The sequence below is a fragment of the Spirosoma profusum genome (assembly GCF_014699005.1).
In the GTDB taxonomy this organism is placed as follows: domain Bacteria; phylum Bacteroidota; class Bacteroidia; order Cytophagales; family Spirosomataceae; genus Spirosoma; species Spirosoma profusum.
Map to the genome: position 1 here is coordinate 88,743 of NZ_JACWZY010000002.1, position 18,873 is coordinate 107,615.

The following is an 18,873-nucleotide window of genomic DNA, read 5'->3' on the forward strand; positions in this document are numbered from 1 at the left end:
TTTCCACTGGTGTTATTTGAAAATCGCTATCTCAATGCCCGTCTATGGCATAACGATAGTAATCATCCTGATTACCAGTTCCTGTAAGAAAGAAAACGATCCGCTCCCAACCAGCCAATCGTTCGTCGGGAAAACGTATCAAATCGTTTCCTTCACGCTCAACCCGGCGCTTGACCTCGATAACGATGGTATAGCCGATACTGATCTTACGCTGCTCTTCAGCGACTGCCGGAAAGACGATACGGTTACGTTCGAAACCGGCGGTAAAATCCTGACGGGCTTCGGTACGTCGAAATGCACGGGCGATGATACATCCGACCGAAACGGAGGAACCTGGACGTACGATCAAAGCCGCAACGTATTGAAAACTCTCGATAAAGACGATCCGACGGTAATTACGGAATGGGCAATAGAGGCATCAGGCAATACGCTACGTTCTGTCGAGCAGTTTGAAGCGCAGGGCGTTACGTACACGAGTACAATGGTGATGAAGGCGATCTAAACCCACAAATTTACCGGAAGTGAGCGCTACGTAACGAGATAGAATACGCAGTTAAGAGGGTGGATAATAGCTTACTACGTAGTACTCGCTTCCGGTACGTACTTGCCATGCAAACGACTTTAAAAAGACTGAGCGGTCTCTTAATTGTTCTGCTCAGCAGTTGCCATACGGAGCTTACCCCCAGCGAGCCTACGCCTTTATTTCAGAACGTATCGATTGCAGAAGGTGGCCAGGTAAACGTACTGGATGGGCTCACGCTACGTATCGACGAAATCACCGACAGTCGGTGTCCGGCGGGGAAGCAGTGTATATGGGCTGGTAATGCCAACGTAGCATTTACCGCCAATGTACGTGACGATTTCCAGGCGTTGAGTTTATGTCTGGGCGCTTGTCGACAGGGTTTGGCCTCGCGTGATTCAGTCGATATGTATTTGAAAAAAGCGCACTATCGCATCGTACTGACTGATTTGAAAATCTATTCCGACGTAACGCCCAACCTGCCTCGCGAAGCTGTCTTAGAAGCCAAACGGCTTTGATGTCAGCACTTTCGGGGATGATAATTTTCTATGATATGAAAGTGTATTTTCTCTTACTTATTTTTTTGATTTTTGGGCTGACAGGCTGTAAGAAGCCCGGCGGAACAGATACGATTGAGCCGCAAAAAGGCTACATCAGCGGAATCGTCATGGACACAAAAGGCCAGCCTATTCAGGACGCTCTTGTCTATATCAGCAGTACAGGTCCTTACGCAAATGGTGCATCAGTTCATACGGATGCGAAGGGAAATTACCGGGTTAAAATGGACTATGGTTCTTATCGAGCCTACGCTACGTTCCAGAAGTCATATGCCGGAGTTGTATACGATATACAGCTAATGCCCAGCAATTCAGATAGTTTTTCGGAGAGCGATAGCCCAATTGTTGATTTTAAATGGGTATTGTCTGGAAAGAAACCTATACCGCTTCAGGGCTATTTTGGTGGGTACATCGGGCTGTATCAGGGCGATACTAATATTCCGAAAAATGAGGTCGAGTTTACGTTCACGGCTCTGGAACTTATCGACGGCACTACGTTGTCTGGACCAATTTTAAAAAAACCGACTGAAGTCAGTACGCAGTATCTGGAAGATTTACCATTGGGAAAATATAAAGTAACTGCTATTCACAAACCTACGCGGGGCACGGCGAAGGTGATTGCTTTAAAAAACAAAGACACCGGCGAACTGAGCTCGGCGGGCGGGAGTATCAACGTAGTATTTAAGCCCGAATCAAGCGGGTTTTATCGGGCAAACATTGAGTTTTTTGAGCCATGATAGTAAGTTGGGACACAGAGCTGCACAGAGATTAAAAGAGATTCAAAAAGGTATTCCTCTAGCATTCTCTGCGAATCTCCTTTACCCTCCGTGCAGCTCTGTGGCTTAAATCACCGTTTCAGCGAGAGATTTCTACAGTTCACCACGAATCCGATACCCAACTGTGTGGATTTTGCAGATGTTTACCAGTTGTTCGTGGATACCTCGTATGACGCGATTCGTACAAAAATTAATTCAGCAGGCCGGTTTTACGGTCACCGTTCGGCAATTCTGGCGATACGCACTTATCTTCTGGAGTGCGCTGGCACTCGTTTCGTACGCGCAACATACAATCCTCTGGTTGCTGGGCCTCACCCGGCAGATGCATTTTTCCGAATCGCTGCACTGGCTGATCGTATACGTGGGCTGGCTGGGATTTACGCCCGTCATTTTATACGCCGGACAGCGCTTTCCTGTCCGGTTCAGTTGCATAGATCGCTCGTGGCTGAAGGGCGTTGCCGCTCATGTGCTTTTATCCTCAGGCTTTGGCTTGGTTGTGTCGTTGATCGCTTTTTGCCTGTTACGTCCTGTTCATGCCTACGAAACCGGGCAGTGGCTGGGGCCTAAGTACATACTGATATGGTTTTTTTATGAATACAGCCTGACAATCACTACGTATCTGCTGGTGGTTGTTGGCTATAGTATTGTCGTTTATTCGCGACAAAATCAGGCACTTCATCAACAAAATCTTGCTTACGAACTCAATAATGAACAACTCAAAACGCAACTGGCAAACGCACAATTGCAATCCCTGAAAATGCAGTTGAATCCGCATTTTCTGTTCAACACGCACCACGCCATCGTGAGCCTGATGATGCAGAATGAGACGCATAAGGCCATCGAGATGGTCACGGCGCTGAGCGATCTGCTACGTGGGGTGCTGGCGCAACAGGACACAAATTTTATCAGCCTGCACGATGAGTTGATGCTGACCCAAAAGTATCTGGCCATTCAGGAAATTCGCTTTCAGGACCGGCTTCGGATTGAGTATGCTATTGACCCTGCAACCGAGCAGTGTCGGGTGCCGCAATTACTGCTTCAGCCGTTGGTGGAGAACGCCATTACGCACGGCATTGCCGATATGACCAGTAATGCATTGATACGTATCAGTACGGAAAGACGGCGGGGTAAACTACAAATTACTGTTTACGATAATGGAATAGGCAAACGGTCCAAGCGATCGGATGGCACCGGTTTGGGCCTGACCAATACGCGTTTACGACTGCAACAGGCATACGGCGTTAATGCACATCTCGAACTGGCGCAGCCACCCGATGGCGGTACTGCTGTCACACTTTCTTTTCCTTATAAAGCTCATTTTGAAAAAGTTAATACCCATGACAACGTATCGCTCGCTCATCATTGACGATGAATTGCTGGCCCGAAAGGTCATTCGCACGTTTTTGCAAAATGATACGTCGATTGAGGTTGTCGACGAAGCGGCCAATGGTACTGATGCCGTCATAAAGATTATTCAGCATAAGCCCGATTTGATTTTTCTGGATATTCAAATGCCCGAACTGGATGGGTTCGACGTATTGAAGCAAATCTGGCCGCATCACCAGCCCGCTATTGTATTTACGACCGCTTACGATCAGTACGCGCTACGTGCCTTTGAGGTGAATGCAATTGATTATCTGCTCAAACCATTCAATGAGCTACGGTTTACGCAGGCATTAGGCCGCGCAAAAGAACGAATGGATCAGTTGCCGCAACAACGTATTGATGCGTTACTGAATCAGTTGTCAACCGAACCATCGTCAACGAGAGATAGTTACCAGCGTCGAATTCTGGTAAAAGAAACGGGTCGGATGTATCTGGTGAAGACAGAAGATATCAGCTATCTGGATGCCGATGGAAATTACATTACGTTGCACACCGGCCATCAACGGCATACTATATACGAAAGCCTGACCAGCCTGGAAGCCCGACTCGATCCAACGGATTTCGTACGAATCAATCGGTCGTATATCATCAATCTGAACTACGTAGAAGCGGTTGAAACGTATTTCAACGGGGAGTATCTGGTGAAGCTTCAAACGGGCCAGCAACTCAAATGGACTCGAAATTATCGGGAAAATTTAAAGGCGTTTTATGCGAAAGCGATGTAGATAAAAGGTCAAGATTTTGTCATGCTGACGAAGGAAGCATCTTGAATTTTCTTTACCTGTGAGTTTGAATGCCTTAAGATGCTTCCTTCGTCAGCATGACAAAAACGCTACGTTAGTTATTCCCATCGCCAGCTTTTTTATCGTCGTTGCTGATACGTTTCTTCTGCCGCTGCGAGCCACTCATTTTACCGAATTCATATTTCAGGTTCAGACGCCAGCCGCGACGATACATTGCTACATCCTGTATTTGTGTAAAGTTTGGTCCCACAAATTCATTTCGCCAATTGATCGTTTCACTAAACGGATTGTCGTAGCCGAAGCCGATGGTGCCTTTTTTCTTCAGGATTTCTTTCTGGAGTACTACGTTGTAGAAACCGAAACCGCCGTATGTGCCTTGTAGATTAACCCGCGCCGAGTTGTAAAATCCGAAGAATTGCGCCTTGATTCCTTTGCCGAAATCGACGGTCGAATTGAGATTGATCCGGTACATCCAGTCTTCGTTACGTGTTTTCAGTTCGGCGCTTTCCAGTACGTTGTAGAACATGTTTAGTGAGCCATTTACCGACCATTGTTTCGTCAGTTTCGTATTGGCGCTCAGGTTGACGCCGTACGCCGAATTCTGTGCTACGTTCTGAAAAATCTGTTTCAATACGCCCTGATTGTCAACCGTATTTATGCTTTCGATGGCGTTGTTGGTTTGCCGCAGGAAGAACGACGCATTGAAGCTCGTCTGCTTGATAGAAATGCTGTAATTGGCTTCGACCGAGTGCGTTAACTCAGGTTGCAGATACGGATTTCCGCCGTATAAATTTTTCGAGTCGGACTGGTTGACGTAGGGGTTAAGGAAATAAAACTGAGGCCGTTGAATACGTTGTGAATAGCTCAACCGAATTTGCTGCTCTTTTTTCAGGCTGCGCGACAGGCTCAAATTGGGAATAAAATTGCCGTATGTATTTGAAAAAGGCGTCGTTCCGTTCAGGAAATTGGCCTGAATAAACGTATGCTCGTAGCGGGCGCCAAGATTTATGCCCCATTTTTTCTTTGGCGTCCGGCTGTATACTACGTATGCCGACGCAACCTGCTGCGCATAATCGAATACGTTGGCCTGTGCCGGTACGTCCACGAAGTTGGTGGTGCCATCAACGGCGTTGGCTATACGATAATCGCTCAGTATCTGCCGGAAAATGGTTTTGGTACCCATTTCCAACGTACTGATGCTATCCAGCGGGTTGGTGAAGTCGAGTTGAATCGTGCCTTCTTTGTTGTTACTGATATTGTAACTCTTCTCGCGGTAATAAATGGAATTACCACGGTTCATTAGGTTGGACCAATAATCGCTGTCTTCGCCCTCGAACGAATAGAGCATCAGGAAGTTAATTTCCTTTTTTGGTTTCTTAAATAGACGGGTATAATCCAGGTTTACGGTGGCGCCGGCCCAGTCGTAGGTGCGGCTCATATCCCGACGGAAAAACTGATTTACAACTCCTCTGCTACGTTCTTCATAATTAATATCGAAGCCGTTTGTGTTGTCGCCGTTGTAGTAGTTCAGTCCAGCACCCATTCGGTTAAGCGAGTCAATATCCCAGTCGACATTTAACGTACCGTAGAAGTTTCTGCCGCTGCCAATTACCCACTGCGTCTGATCCTGATCGGTTACTACGTTCTCGTTGGTGAACGAACGTAGCAGCCGCATGTACCGTTTGTTTTTCCAGTCGTTAAAACCGCCGTTGGCCGAAATGCCAACGCTTTTCATCCGGTGGTTGATGCTGGCGTTCTGCCAGTTATTCCACTGACCGAAATTCGGGCTTATAGAACCGCTGGTGCCTTTTAGTGTATTTTTCTTCGTGATAATATTGATGATACCGGCGGTTCCTTCAGCGTCGTATTTAGCCGAGGGCGACGTAATGACCTCTACCTGTTTGATAATGTCGGCTGGAATCTGTTTGAGGGCGTCTGAAAGACTGCGGGCCACAATGCTCGACGGCTTATTATTGATCAATACCTTAATATTCGAACTACCCCGCAATTGCACATTGCCCTCAATATCAACGGCTATCGACGGAATTTTTTTCAATACGTCGGTAGCGTCACCACCTTTTATACTAATGTCTTTTTCAGCGTTGTATACCATCCGGTCCGACTTTTCCTCGAACAAGGATTTCTGTTCAGTTACGGTTACCTCGGCCAATTTTTGGGCGGTCTGAGCGAGTTTGATAACGCCAATTTCTTTTTCCTCCCCTTTTTCCACCGTAACCTTATCGATTGTTTTGGTGGAATAACCTACGAACGAAACCTGAACCGCGTAATCGCCAGCGTCGGCTTTCGAGAAGATAAATTTCCCTTTGGCATCAGCCGTTACGCCTTCAACGATTTTGCCATCTTTCAGCAGCGCTACAGTCGCAAATTCAACGGGCTTATTGGCGGTGGAGTCGAGTAACAAACCAGAAATTTTAGTTTGCTGGGCCAATACAGAACCGATACTCGTCGCGAACGCGAGTAAGATAAACAGGAAGGGTTTCATGATTAATTTTCGGAGGGATGTATTTGTTGTTGTATAGTCAATAGAGAATGGTAATTCAAACTAATGACACAAGCTATCAGGAAACGTTGCAGCGGAATCGTTAAATCCAGCGCTACGTTGTTCGTAAAGTCCCATAAATGACTGAGTAACTTGCTTTTAGGTAGCGATCCTTTCTCTACGTTCACTCAATTGATTAAACCGTTTACGTATCTGCCGAGTTACAGGTAGTTAAACAATTCGCAATCAACCAACTAACGTATGAGAACGAATCGCTTAGTTTCAAAATTAGTGGTTATCTGCCTGGCTATTTGGGGTATTTCCTGTACGTCGGCAGACAAATCTGAAAAGCAGGAAGGGGCCGAACCACCCGTAAGCGTAACCCAGGCCGCTACGCCAGCAGAAGAAAATCCTACGTCACCAACGACAGCCGTTACTACCACTCCGGCTATTTTAAGCACTCAGAATGGCCCCGATGGCGCTATTGTCGATTTAACGAAAGCAGCGGTTAACGGCAGTATTTTGTCTGTTGAAGTACAGTATCGGCATGGTACTGGAGGGAAGGGGATCTCGTCAAAATATGACATTGAGCAGGTGAGTGTGGTCGACGAAGCTAACGCCAAAAAGTATAGCGTATTAAAAGATCAGGCCGGTAAATACATGGCTTCGCCTATCTGGACGGATAAGGGACAGGAGTTCATCAATGTGAATATTCCATCGTTCAAGAAGGACGAAAAAACAGCTGTCTGGTTTAAGTTTCCGGCTCCTCCAGCGGATACCAAAACCATTTCGGTGACAATTCCGGAGGTTGGCTCGTTTAACGGTATACCGATTTCCCGATGATGAAATTAGGTATCTGGGCACTGCTATTCGTAGGGGTAGCCTGCTCGTCGGGAGGCAACAAAAGCCAACCATCCGAAACACAATCGCAGCCAGCAACAGCCGCTGAAACGTCAGCCAAATCGACTACGACAGCTACGACTGACCCTGTCAGCACTGATCCGCCCGAACAAGGTAAAGATGCTGGTGAATCGCTGGTTGGCGAGGTGAGCGATTTGTCGGGACTGGTTTCGGATTTGAAAGGGAAGGAAACGTCCGCTGAAATCCTGATTAATCTGTCGGCAGACGTACTGTTTGATTTCGACAAAGCCGATATTAAACCGGCCGCTTATTCGGATTTACGCAAGCTGGTGCAGTTGATTAATGAGAAAGGAAAAGGGCCAGTCCAGATTACAGGCCACACCGATGCTAAAGGTGATGATACGTATAATCAGGATTTATCTGTCCGGCGAGCTGAGTCTGTCAAAAACTGGCTGTCTAATAACGGTTTAGTAAAGCCCGATGCCATTGTGACCGCGGGGAAAGGCGAAAGTCAGCCTGTGGCTTCTAATCAAAAATCGGATGGGAGTGACGACCCGGATGGAAGGCAAAAGAACCGAAGAGTTGAAATCGTAATTCGGAAAACTACGTAGAGGGTGTGCTTCTGACGTAGCATTGCTACGTTAGTTCGGTAATTGTTGAAGCAAACTTTCAGACCAAAGACCCAAATGAGCATTTTTGTCATGCTGACGCAGGAAGCATCTTAAAGACTCCTAACATTCAAATGAGGAGAATTTAAGATGCTTCCTGCGTCAGCATGACAAAAGTTAGATATAAGCAATACAATCCATTTCGACCAACGAATCGCCGGGAACACCGCCGTAAACGGCTACCGTAGTACGTACCGGGGGCTTGCTGCCAAACCGGCCTTTATATACTTCGTTCATGGCTTTGTAATCGTTCAGATCGTGCAGAAATACGCTCACTTTCAGGACTTTTTCCATAGAAGAGCCGGCTTTAATTAACTGTTTTTCAAGTTCTTTAAGGACTTCGTCGGTATGCACTTTGATGTCGCCTTCTTTGTGATAGCCTATGCCCGCTACGAAGACCAGATTGCCCATCTTGGTAGAAAGCGAAAACAGCGGTACGTCCTGATAATTTACTACGTTAAAGACTTCCTTTTCGGCCACCGTGGATACGGCTGTGGGCTCAGACGTAGCAGCAGCTTTGGCGGTGACTCCCAGACCAATAGCTCCGGCGGCAGAGGCAAAAAGACGTTTTAAAATGGAACGGCGTTCGGTTTTCATACGATAGTTTACTAGGTGAAAAATTATTTTTTGCGTTTAGTAACGGGTTTGGATTTTGGTAGTAAAGCCTGTCTAACGTCGGCCACTTCGGTAGCAGCAACGGCGTCGGCTGTGTTGCCAAAATTTGTTCGGATGTGGGTAAGCACTTCGGCAATGTCTTCATCTTTGAGAAAACTGTGCTGAGGCATGGCATTGTTATACGATTGGCCTTTCACCTCAATTGGGCCATCCAACCCTTGCAAAAGTACGGTAATGAGCTTTTTCTTATCGCCCAGCACCCATTCAGAACCCGAAAGTGGTGGAAACCGCTGCGAATCGCCCATGCCGTTACGTTGGTGACAGGCTGAACAGTAAACGGCGTACACTTTACTTCCTATTGCCGGTTTGCCTTTGTCCAGATTATCAGTGATTTCGTCAGGATTGCGAATGTTTGCCATTGTTTTCCGCTTCTCCATTTGCGCCAGTTGTGACGTTCCGAAATTGGTTTTATCGCCTTTATACGTAACGCGCCAGATTTTTCCTTTTTCGGTTTCGGCAATGTACAATGAGCCATCCGGCCCCATCGCAATACCCATCGGTCGATACGTAGCATCGCTCACGTTCACCACCGGGTCGACACCAGCAAAACCGTCGGCAAAGACTTCCCAATCGCTCGAAATTGCTCCATTTTTAGCGGGCATAAAACCAATGAAATAACCCGCCTGTGGATACGGTGCCCGATTTGTGGAGCCGTGAAAAGCAACGAACGCACCGTTTTTGTAGCGATCCGGAAAGCTAGTTCCCTGATAAAACAAAAGGTCGTTGGGTGCCCAGTGGGCGGGGAAACCGATCAACGGTTTGGCGCATTTGTCGCAGCGGCCAACGATTTTACCGTCGCCACCATATTCGGGGTTCAGGAGTTTTTTGCCTTGTATCTGGTCGTAGTAGCAATACGGCCAGCCGCCATCCAGGCCATCTTTCACCTGAAATAGTTCTTCGGCGGGGAGTACGGCACTTTGCCAGGGCGTGTATTTTTCAGCCCATAGCATCAGAAAATCATCGCGCCCGTGCTGAAATGCGTACAGGCTGTTGTCGGCAGAATTCCAGTCCATGCCCACTACGCTACGTAGGCCCGTAGCGTAACGACGCCCATCTTTCTGCGTCTGATTCGTTTTGTTCGCGTCGAATTGCCAGATACCGCCGTGGTCTTCCAACATAGGGCAGGGATCAATTCCGGCCATGTTGGGAATTCGGTTCTTAGGCTGACACCCATTCGATGGCGCGCCGTACGCTACGTATATGTGACCTTCATTATCGAACGTAACGGGCTTGGCAATGTGTTCGTGCATGCCATGCGGGTGGTCATCGACCACTATAACTTCCATCGGGCTATCAGGCACCAGTTGACCGGGCGTCAGCTTGTACCGATAGACGTACATTTCTGAACTGAAGTACAAATACCCTTTATAAATCCGCATGGCGGTGCCGTAAGAACGTTCTCGTTCCAAACCACCGAATCGTTTTATTACGTCCGCTCGTTCATCGCCGTTGGTATCACGAAGGGCAATCACCGATTCATTTTTATCGCGGGCAAAGCGGGCTTTTACGTAAATGTCGCCGTTTTCGTTGATGGCAATGTGCCGCGCCCGGCCGGGTAAACTATCGACCACAACCGTAGCCTCGAAGCCTTCGGGCAGAAACAATCCACCATTTTCGGCCGCCTGAACAGGCAATCCATTTCTGGATTCTCGTTGGATGAAACCGACGAAAATAAGTAGTGAAAAAGCAAAACCTTTAACGTAGCGGCCTGACATATAAGGTCTAGGGAAGTATTGGCTTAACGTATCGTCAAAAAAGTCTTGTTACGTTGTTTGTAGTGTGTTTGTCTTAGCCGACTTTATCATGCTGACCGGGCCGCCGGAGCGGGCACGAAGCATCTTAACGTTCCCTATCTATCTTATTCGGATACTTTAAGATGCTTCGTGCCCGCTCCGGCGGCCCGGTCAGCATGACAAAAGGGCTCGTTTTGACACTAGTGTTAAAAGTTTAAACAGGCTCGAAGTGAAATCTTAATTAAGACCTAACGGACTGACGATGCCATTGAGGTCATAGACGATTTTGCCGCCTTTGATGGTCATTTCGCACTCAAACTTCTGTTTACCAGGCAGTTTATAGCCGGTTTTATCGTAGAAACCAAAATTACCCTGGCGCATACTCAGAATTGCTACGTCGGCGATGGCACCTACGGAGAGGTGGCCTAAATTCTCACGCTTGATCACCTGAGCGGGCGCCCACGTACTGGCTCGAATGACACTCGGAATGTCTTCGCCCATAGCCACAAACTTCGACATGATGCTCAGCATGTCTTTCATGGAGCCATTCATGCTGCCCGTGTGTAGATCGGTGCTGATGGTATTTGGGTAAAACTTGCTTTTAAGCGCTGGAATCGCCTGCGAAAAATTGAAACTGGCACCCCCGTAACCCACATCGAATATGATACCTCGTTTGCGGGCTTCCAAAACGAATGGTTTTACGGTCTTGCTGTCTTCGTCGACGATGGTTTCACGCACGTTATTAGGCAGGAGTGTATATGTATGCGTGAAGATGTCGCCCGGCCGAAGGTGTTTGAGGAATAAATCGGCTAGGGGTAACGGAGGCTGACTTCCCCCAAAATCGACCATAATTGGCATGTCGGCCAGTTTGCCAGCAGCAACGGCATGATCGACAGGAGCCCAGCTTGCGCCTTGGTAGTGAGCCACTTTGAAACCCACTACGTCATTCTTGTTTTCCAGCGCAACTTTGGCGGCCATTTGAGAGTCCATGTCGGTGGTGTCCTGCTCGTACTTGCCACCCCGCATCCCTTCGCCGACAATGTTCATGAACGAAAGCACGCGGGTTTTAGCCGTCAGTATTACGTTCTTTTTAAACGTATCGAACGATTTCCAGCCCGCTCCGCCCGCATCGACAATGGTTGTGATACCTACTCGGAACGTAAAGCCATCGGGAGGCAACGCGGTAAGCCCGTTACTAAGATAGTGATTGACTTCGGTGCCGTGAAATACGTGTCCGTGAATGTCGATCAGGCCCGGCGTTACGTACATTCCTTTGGCATCAACTACCTGACGAGCTTCTTTGGGGTCGATGGATTTGGCAACCTGTGCAATCTTCCCATCAATAATTGCTACGTCCATCACGGCGTCGATGTTGTTCTTTGGGTCGATCAGTCGGCCGCCTTTGATGAGGAGTGTATAGGTCTGAGCCTCACACCAATAGCTCAGACAGACGAGTGTTATAAGCGTAATGATTTTTTTCATAAGGTTTAGGATTGGGCCAATTTTTGTCATGCTGAGGAACAAAGCATCTTAACGTTCCTGACTGAATGGTTTGGAAGCTTTAAGATGCTTCGTTCCTCAGCATGACAAAAACGCTCATCTAAGTGTATCTCGAAAGATAAAAAAATGCATCTGTGCTACGTTCAAGTTAGCACATCAACCTAGCACAGATACATCACACCGCAGCCTTCATCAGTTCTTCTTTCAGGCGGGTGGCTACGATTTTTTCCTCACCGGGTTTCAGCATCCAGGTCGTCATATTGATGCCGTTGGCGTCATTCAATACAATTTCGATGGATGGGTTGCCGTTACGTAGACCTTCCTGTAATGCTTTGGCGGTCAGGTTAACTTTGGCTATATCCCAGGTGAATTTTAGGGTTGGGGTGTGGTTGCCCAGTTCTGGTGCGAACGTTTCAACATTTACTCCTTTCACGCTCTTTGCAGCATCGGTAATGTGCGCGGCACGGGCTTCGAGCATCTTCCAGTCTTTGTCCTGATCGCGGGCGATGAATTTTTCCAGTGCTACGTACATACCCAGAATTTCCTCTTTGTTCACTTTCATGCCGCGTCCGATGGTTGAACCACGTGGGGGCATGCTCAGGCGAGCGGCATCGATGTACATTTTCTTACCCATCAGCAGTCCGGCACTTTGCGGACCCCGCATGGCTTTCCCGCCCGATACGCAAACCAGATCGAAGCCCATCTCGTTGAATTTCCAGAGGTTTTCAACGGGTGGTACGTCGGCAGCAATATCGATCATGGTTGGAATATTGTGCTTTTTGCCTAACTCGACCCATTGTTGGTGCATGATTTTTCCCTTATCAGACTGGATGTTCAGGAACCACAGCATCGCCGTTTTTGGATTGATAGCTTTTTCTAGTTCTTCAACGGTTTCGATAAACACGATTTTGCAGCCCGTATTCATCAGCGAATGGGAGTACCCCACATTATGCCCTTTCTGGATGATAACCTCCGATTTGATGTCGGTGCCTTCCAGATGCGGCAACTGTTCTACTTTTTTCTGATCCATGCCGGTCAGCACGCCCGCCAGACCGAGCGTCATGGCCGAGAAACAGCCTGCGGTCACAACGGCTGATTCGGCGTGGGTTAGGACGGCAATTTTTTCGCCCACTTTCGTCTGAACATCGTCGAGCAGCATAAACTCTTTCGACGACGCCAGAATCGTATTCACTACGTCATCGTCCATCAGCGAGCCCGTCATGGCGGTGTACGTACCGGCAGCATTAATAAACGTCCGAATACCGAGTTCCTTAACCAGATTGCGTGGGGCCAGTGCCGGAGCAGCCAACCCAGAGGCAATTGGGGCTGCACCACCAAATAAACCACCCACCAGCGGCATAGCCGATAAGTGCTTGAGTAAACTTCTTCGATTAAGCATAAGTAGTTGATAATATCCTGAACCTATTTAAACTTTAATTCTAGAGTGTTTTTTGTCATGCTGACGCAGGAAGCATCTTAGAGCATCCTTATTTCTAGGTTAGGAAACTTTAAGATGCTTCCTGCGTCAGCATGACAAAAAACACTCATTTGGGAATTGCATCTGAAAATGCTACGTCGTTTCAGCGTGAGTGCTACTTAAAGATAAGCAATACAATCCATTTCGACCAGCGAATCGCCGGGGATACCCGCTCGTGGAGCCACCGTAGTACGTACCGGCGGTTTTGGACCAAATCGCCCTTTGAATACCTCATTCATACCTTTGTAATCGTCTAAATCGTGCAGAAATACACTTACTTTTAAAACCTTCTGCATCGATGACCCGGCTTTGGTGAGTTCTTTCTCCATCTCTTTGAGCACGTGATCGGTATGCGCTTTGATATCGCCCTCAAAGTGGGCACCAATCCCGAAAATGAACAACAGATTGCCCATTTTGGTCGCGCTGGAATAGAGCGGTACGTCCTGATGTGTCACTACGTCGATTGATTCTGCCTGATTGGGTGTGGTTGTGGGGGCGGAAAGGCTGGTTGTGGAAATGCCTATACCAGAAAGGTTGGCGATAGAAGCGAAAAGCCGTTTCAGAATGGGTCGGCGTTGGGTTTTCATTGGGGAAAGAGTTAATGAGTTACTAGATGGTCGACGTATTTATGTACGTCGACCATCTAGTAACCGTAAACCAAAGACTGTCAGTAATTTACTTATCCCACCAAACAACGCTGGATAGTGAGTTGGTACCTCCCTGCCGTGTGCGCGCTTCCAGGAAGTTGGTTTTGTTATACGTTTCTTCCGTATCGGGAATCACGAAGCGGGTTGGGATTTTTCCGCCGGTCAGGTTGCCGGGGTAATTGGTCGGGGTCAGCACCGGATAACCAGTACGTCGCCAATTGGAGAAAATTTCGTACTCATCTTCCAGAAACAGTGATACCCATTTCTGCGTGTGAATTTGCTCCATTTGTTGCGCAGTAGTACCCGTCGCTTTGTATGGATTGGCCGTTAGATACGCATTGATTCTCGCATCTGAAATCGTCCCGCCTGTTCCGAACAGCGCCCATTGACGCATACCAGCCTTAACCGCGTTGGGATATGCTGTTGCCGCTGTAGTACCGCTTGCCCAGCCACGTACCGAAGCTTCGGCCAGTAACAGGTTCGTTTCGGCGTTACCAAACACAATCAGCGGAGCGCTGTATTTCAACAACGTATTGGGATTAGGTTCCGAGAACGTGTTGAACGTAGCAGGCAGGTTGTTAAAGGCTGCATTGGGCATTCCGCTTTGCAGAGCAGTCGTTGTATCAGCTGTGAACGTTTTGTTATCGGTCGTTGTCCAAACGATGGAGAAAACGTTCAAACGCGGGTCTTTGGTCGTTTTCAGGTAGTCAATAAACGTTTTGGCGAACTTGCCGCCCTCTACGTTATCGCCACCGGGTGTGATGTAATCAGTGCTCAGCAAGCCAGCGGCAATGAAGTTCCGGCTGGCAACCTGCGAACCATCGACGTAGGCAATTACGGCACGGTCGGCATCGTCCAGAATAATGCCACCAGCAATCGCTTTTTCAACCCAGGTTTTGGCCGATGTAGCATCTACCTCGGTCAGGCGCATACCCAGACGTAGCATCAGTGAATAGGCGAATTTTTTCCATTTCGTTACGTCGCCACCATAAATCAGGTCGGCAGCTCCGAAGGTAGTTTTCGTGGCGTCAAAAGCTTTGATGGATTCGTCAAGTTCTTTCAACAAATCAGCGTAGATGGCCTGTTGCGTATCGTATTTCGGGCTGTAATTCTTATCCGACAGGGCTTTCCCGGCGTCGAAATAAGGAATATCGCCGTACACATCCGTCAATCGATGGAACATGTACGCTTTCCAGATACGAGCTGCGGAAAGCTTGTTCACGTCGGCCGGGTTGGTCGATACGGCATCAATGACCTGGCGGATCGAAATAACCGCTCCCTGTCCGGCCAGTGTACCGGCATATGCATTCCAGTTACCCGTCGAATAGCTGAAATTGAAGTACTTGTCGCCAGCAGCAGGTACTTCTTTATACGTAGCAAAGTGCTGCATCGACTGACCAATGGTCAGGTAAGCCGCGCCGGTAAAGTTGGTGCTGACGCCATCCAGCAATGCCCGGGTGAACAGGTATTCGGGCACTACTTCGGAGTATTTGTTTGGGTCTACGTTCATTTCCTCGAAGCCTTTGTCGCAGGATGACAGTAGCAGGATTGCCGGGAGGACGTAGTATATCTTTTTAACTAAACGATTCATTGTCAGAAATTTTTTGGTTAGAATTTCACCATTAAGCTCACGCCAAGACTACGGGTTCTGGGTACGCCGAAAGCTTCCAGACCTTGCGCATTCGTGCTGGTATAGCTCGATTCAGGATCGAAATACTGGTTTTTCTTATCCTTGTATAGAATCGCCAGGTTCCGCGCTACAAATGAAATAGAGGCCGACTGCAACTTCAGGAACGACAGCTTATTAACCGGCAGGTTGTAGCTCAACACAATCTGGCGAAGCTTCACGAAATCGTTGTTGAACATGAACATCGCGGTGTAGTTCTTGTCGTTGTCGTAATACGTATCGACGTCTTCTTTCGACCACGTTTTGGTGAACGGATTACCTTCTGGCGTCACACCCGTTACGGTTACGCCCGTTTCGCGTCCGGGCAGAGTTTCCTGCGGAAGACCAAAACGGTAGGCGTATTGATACAGATTTGAGTAAACGATGCTTCCGAACTTACCATCGAGTAGAATATTCAGCGAGAAGTTTTTGTAGCGGAAATTGTTGGTAATACCCATCGTCCATGGTGGAGTTCCCTGACCAATTTCTTCCAGATCACCCCGGACAGCGTAACCGCTAGCGGTATTGAACACTACGTTGCCTTTCGCGTCGGTTTTCTTGCGATAGCCCCAAACAGTTCCGTAAGGCCGATCCACTACGTTACGTACCAGACCACCGCCAACGCCCGTACCAATATCAATGCCCGTCAGGCCCTCGGCGAGCCGCTCGATTTTGCTTCTGTTGTAGGCCATGTTATAGCTCACATCCCAACTGAAATCGGCTTTCTTGATGGGTGTTCCCGTCACCAGCAACTCAACGCCTTTGTTGCTCAGTTCGCCTACGTTCAGCAGCGCCGACGTATAACCCGATGAGAGAGCGATATTCGACGTAACGATGTCGTTTGTGGTTTTCCGGTTGTAAAGCGTTACGTCGAAACCTAACCGATTATTCAGGAATTTGGCTTCGATACCGGCCTCCGACGTAGTAGAGGTCAAGGGCTTGAGGTCTGGGTTTGGTACCTGCGATGACGAAAGTACCTGCACCGGACGACCATTATGACCACCTTGTTGCATCGAATAATACTGATAAATCTGATAGGCATTCACCGTCGCGCCACCCACTTGTGCCCACGAAGCCCGCAGTTTCGCAAAACTGATGGCCGTTGGAAGCCGGAACGCATCGGACAGAATTAAAGAGCCACCCACCGACGGATAGAAGATGCTGTTCTGCTTCGGATTCAGTACCGAAAACCAGTCCTGACGGCCCGATAGCGTCAGATATGCTACGTTCTTATAACCAAAGTCAGCCGAACCAAACACCGAGTTGATGGCGCTCTTCATGTACGTAGGCGTGGTCGTGAAAGCAGCCAGGTTGGTATAGCTATAGAAATAAGGTACAGTGAATTCGCTACCGGCAATCTGCGTCTGATCGTAAATGGAGCGTTGTGCGTTCGCACCCAACAGAGCCGAGAAAGTCAAATCCTTGAAAAAGCTAGTATTATAGTTTAACGTCAACATGCCGTTTGTTTCGGACGACGTTACTTTGCGGGCGTCATACGTACCGAGCGGCTGATACGCGTTGTTGGTTGGCTGAACGTACTCCGACGAGAAGCTGTAAGAATCCTGGCTCACGCTGCCTTTCAGGAAGAGGTTGTCCAGAATATCGTAGCGAATACTTCCCTGCGCGATGAACCGGTTTTTAATGTCGTCGTTCTTGAACTTGTTTACTACAAGATATGGGTTAGGTGCGGCTGGAACTGGGTTCCATTCCATTTCTTTGCCGGTTACAGGATCGTAGCCGGGAGCCAGACTGCGGATATCTACTACGTTGGCAACCAGATACGTAGCCCAGTGCGGGTTCATGTCGGCATAACCAACTTTGGGACGGTTTGTACCTGCTTCGTAATTGTATTGAAAAACCGTTTCAACGCTCAGCTTTTTGCCCAGAAACGCATTCATGTTGAGGTTGGCGATACGTCTCACAAACGACGAGTTCGGCACAATGCTGTTCGACTGCGTATTGTTCAGGCCCAGGCGGAAGTTCATCGATTCGTTACCGCCCGTAAACGCAACAGAGTTGATGTAATTGGCCCCCGTCCGATAGAAATTCTTCAGGTTGTCTTTCTGAGGGGAGTAGGGATGCAATTGTCCATCGACCTGAATAGTAGGCGTTCCATCCATTTTGGCGCCGTACGACAAACGGCCTGTGCTTTTTGCTTCGGTAACCGTCGTTGGTTTTTTGCCATCTAGCCCCTGACCGTATTCATACTGCCAGTTCGGAATGACGGCAATGTCTTCGAAAGTCGTGTTGCTGTTGATTTCTACGCCAACACCTTTCTGGCTACGTCCTTTTTTGGTCGTAATCAAAATAACACCATTGGAGGCACGAGCGCCGTACAGAGCCGCAGCCGGGCCGCCTTTCAATACGCTAATCGACTCAATATCATCTGGATTTAATCCACCGATACCGTCACCACGGTCAACGTTCATACCGTTACCGTCGGCCGTCGTACCACCACCCGGAATGCTGTTATCCATTGGCATCCCGTTGATTACGTAGAGCGGCTGGTTGTTGCCATTCAGCGAACCATTACCCCGAATGATGATGCGGCTGGAACCACCAGGACCTGTTGCCATACCCGTAGCATTCACCCCAGCAATTTTACCCGTCAGCGCGTTGGCCAGGTTGTTTTCGCGAGCCTGCGTGAATTCACTTCCTTTCACTTCCGAAACCGCGTAGGCAAGCGCCTTTTTCTCTTTCGAGATACCAAGGGCCGTAACTACTACCTCACCCAGATTCGTAGCGCCTTCTTTCATGCCTACGTCAATGATTGACCGGCCTGCTACGGCAATTTCCTCTGCGGCAAAACCGATGTACGAGAAAATAACGGTAGCCTTGTCATTCGTCAGCTTGAGCGTGTATTTACCATCGCTATCCGTTACTGTACCCTTCGTGGTGCCTTTTTCCAGAACCGTTACGCCTGGCAAAATCTGACCATCGCTGGCATTCGTTACTTTACCAGTTATCGACTGTGCAAAAGCCGACAGACTTAGTAACCAGAGCGTTGTAAGTAGCATACCCGATCGGGTAGGCCAATGAAGTAGCATACATTTCATAGGTGTACAATTGTTAATGTTAGCTAGGTTAAATTGAAAGGAGTAATGTATTTGCAAATATTGCAAAGAAAGTTGCGTTATTTGCACAATATAGAAGAATTTAAGTCG

The 18,873-nt window shown here is 48.2% G+C and carries 15 protein-coding genes; 7 read left to right on the forward strand and 8 right to left on the reverse strand.

Annotated elements, in window-relative coordinates:
* Nucleotides 1-34: 34 nt before the first annotated feature.
* The 5 genes from IC229_RS02790 to IC229_RS02810 all read left to right on the forward strand — a co-directional run bounded on the left by IC229_RS02790 (nucleotide 35) and on the right by IC229_RS02810 (nucleotide 3,964).
* A complete protein-coding gene (locus IC229_RS02790) occupies nucleotides 35-502 on the forward strand; it encodes a hypothetical protein (RefSeq protein WP_190885404.1) in 468 nt (155 codons plus the stop codon).
* A 107-nt stretch (nucleotides 503-609) separates the two neighbouring features.
* Nucleotides 610-1,038, forward strand: a complete 429-nt coding sequence (locus IC229_RS02795; RefSeq protein ID WP_190885405.1) for a hypothetical protein — start codon at nucleotides 610-612, stop codon at nucleotides 1,036-1,038.
* 17 nt (nucleotides 1,039-1,055) lie between these two features.
* A complete protein-coding gene (locus IC229_RS02800) occupies nucleotides 1,056-1,814 on the forward strand; it encodes a carboxypeptidase-like regulatory domain-containing protein (RefSeq protein WP_190885406.1) in 759 nt (252 codons plus the stop codon).
* Nucleotides 1,815-2,022: 208 nt separating this feature from the next.
* Complete coding sequence (locus IC229_RS02805) at nucleotides 2,023-3,219, forward strand: sensor histidine kinase (protein ID WP_190885407.1); 1,197 nt, start codon at nucleotides 2,023-2,025, stop codon at nucleotides 3,217-3,219.
* Nucleotides 3,191-3,964, forward strand: coding sequence for a LytR/AlgR family response regulator transcription factor (locus IC229_RS02810; RefSeq protein ID WP_190885408.1), 774 nt, complete (start codon nucleotides 3,191-3,193; stop codon nucleotides 3,962-3,964). The genes IC229_RS02805 and IC229_RS02810 overlap by 29 nt, the downstream gene beginning before the upstream one ends.
* Nucleotides 3,965-4,076: 112 nt before the next feature.
* On the opposite strand, the gene IC229_RS02815 is transcribed toward IC229_RS02810, so the two are convergent.
* Nucleotides 4,077-6,485 (reverse strand): TonB-dependent receptor domain-containing protein, encoded by a 2,409-nt coding sequence (locus IC229_RS02815; protein ID WP_190885409.1) that lies wholly within the window; start codon nucleotides 6,483-6,485, stop codon nucleotides 4,077-4,079.
* Between the two features lie 258 nt (nucleotides 6,486-6,743).
* Here IC229_RS02815 and IC229_RS02820 point away from each other — a divergent pair, with 258 nt between their 5' ends.
* Entirely contained in the window at nucleotides 6,744-7,325 is a 582-nt protein-coding gene (locus IC229_RS02820; protein WP_190885410.1) for a hypothetical protein, read from the forward strand.
* Complete coding sequence (locus tag IC229_RS02825) at nucleotides 7,322-7,954, forward strand: OmpA family protein (protein WP_190885411.1); 633 nt, start codon at nucleotides 7,322-7,324, stop codon at nucleotides 7,952-7,954. Before IC229_RS02820 ends, IC229_RS02825 begins: the two co-directional genes overlap by 4 nt.
* Nucleotides 7,955-8,128: 174 nt before the next feature.
* Here IC229_RS02825 and IC229_RS02830 read toward each other — a convergent pair whose 3' ends face one another.
* The 7 genes from IC229_RS02830 to IC229_RS02860 all read right to left on the reverse strand — a co-directional run bounded on the left by IC229_RS02830 (nucleotide 8,129) and on the right by IC229_RS02860 (nucleotide 18,765).
* Nucleotides 8,129-8,608: a RidA family protein gene (locus IC229_RS02830; RefSeq protein WP_190885412.1), complete on the reverse strand. Its 480-nt coding sequence runs from the start codon at nucleotides 8,606-8,608 to the stop codon at nucleotides 8,129-8,131.
* 23 nt (nucleotides 8,609-8,631) lie between these two features.
* Nucleotides 8,632-10,401, reverse strand: coding sequence for a c-type cytochrome (locus IC229_RS02835; protein ID WP_190885413.1), 1,770 nt, complete (start codon nucleotides 10,399-10,401; stop codon nucleotides 8,632-8,634).
* Between the two features lie 255 nt (nucleotides 10,402-10,656).
* Nucleotides 10,657-11,901 carry an amidohydrolase/deacetylase family metallohydrolase gene (locus IC229_RS02840; RefSeq protein ID WP_190885414.1) on the reverse strand — a complete coding sequence of 415 codons (1,245 nt, stop codon included), beginning with the start codon at nucleotides 11,899-11,901 and terminating at the stop codon, nucleotides 10,657-10,659.
* Nucleotides 11,902-12,094: 193 nt separating this feature from the next.
* On the reverse strand, nucleotides 12,095-13,318 hold the full coding sequence (locus tag IC229_RS02845) for an aminotransferase class V-fold PLP-dependent enzyme (RefSeq protein WP_190885415.1): 1,224 nt from the start codon (nucleotides 13,316-13,318) through the stop codon (nucleotides 12,095-12,097).
* 197 nt (nucleotides 13,319-13,515) lie between these two features.
* The gene (locus tag IC229_RS02850) at nucleotides 13,516-13,983 is read right to left on the reverse strand and encodes a RidA family protein (RefSeq protein ID WP_190885416.1); all 468 of its coding nucleotides are present in this window, start codon (nucleotides 13,981-13,983) and stop codon (nucleotides 13,516-13,518) included.
* An 88-nt stretch (nucleotides 13,984-14,071) separates the two neighbouring features.
* The gene (locus tag IC229_RS02855; protein WP_190885417.1) at nucleotides 14,072-15,634 is read right to left on the reverse strand and encodes a SusD/RagB family nutrient-binding outer membrane lipoprotein; all 1,563 of its coding nucleotides are present in this window, start codon (nucleotides 15,632-15,634) and stop codon (nucleotides 14,072-14,074) included.
* A 17-nt stretch (nucleotides 15,635-15,651) separates the two neighbouring features.
* Nucleotides 15,652-18,765 carry a SusC/RagA family TonB-linked outer membrane protein gene (locus IC229_RS02860; protein WP_223833831.1) on the reverse strand — a complete coding sequence of 1,038 codons (3,114 nt, stop codon included), beginning with the start codon at nucleotides 18,763-18,765 and terminating at the stop codon, nucleotides 15,652-15,654.
* Nucleotides 18,766-18,873 lie beyond the last annotated feature (108 nt).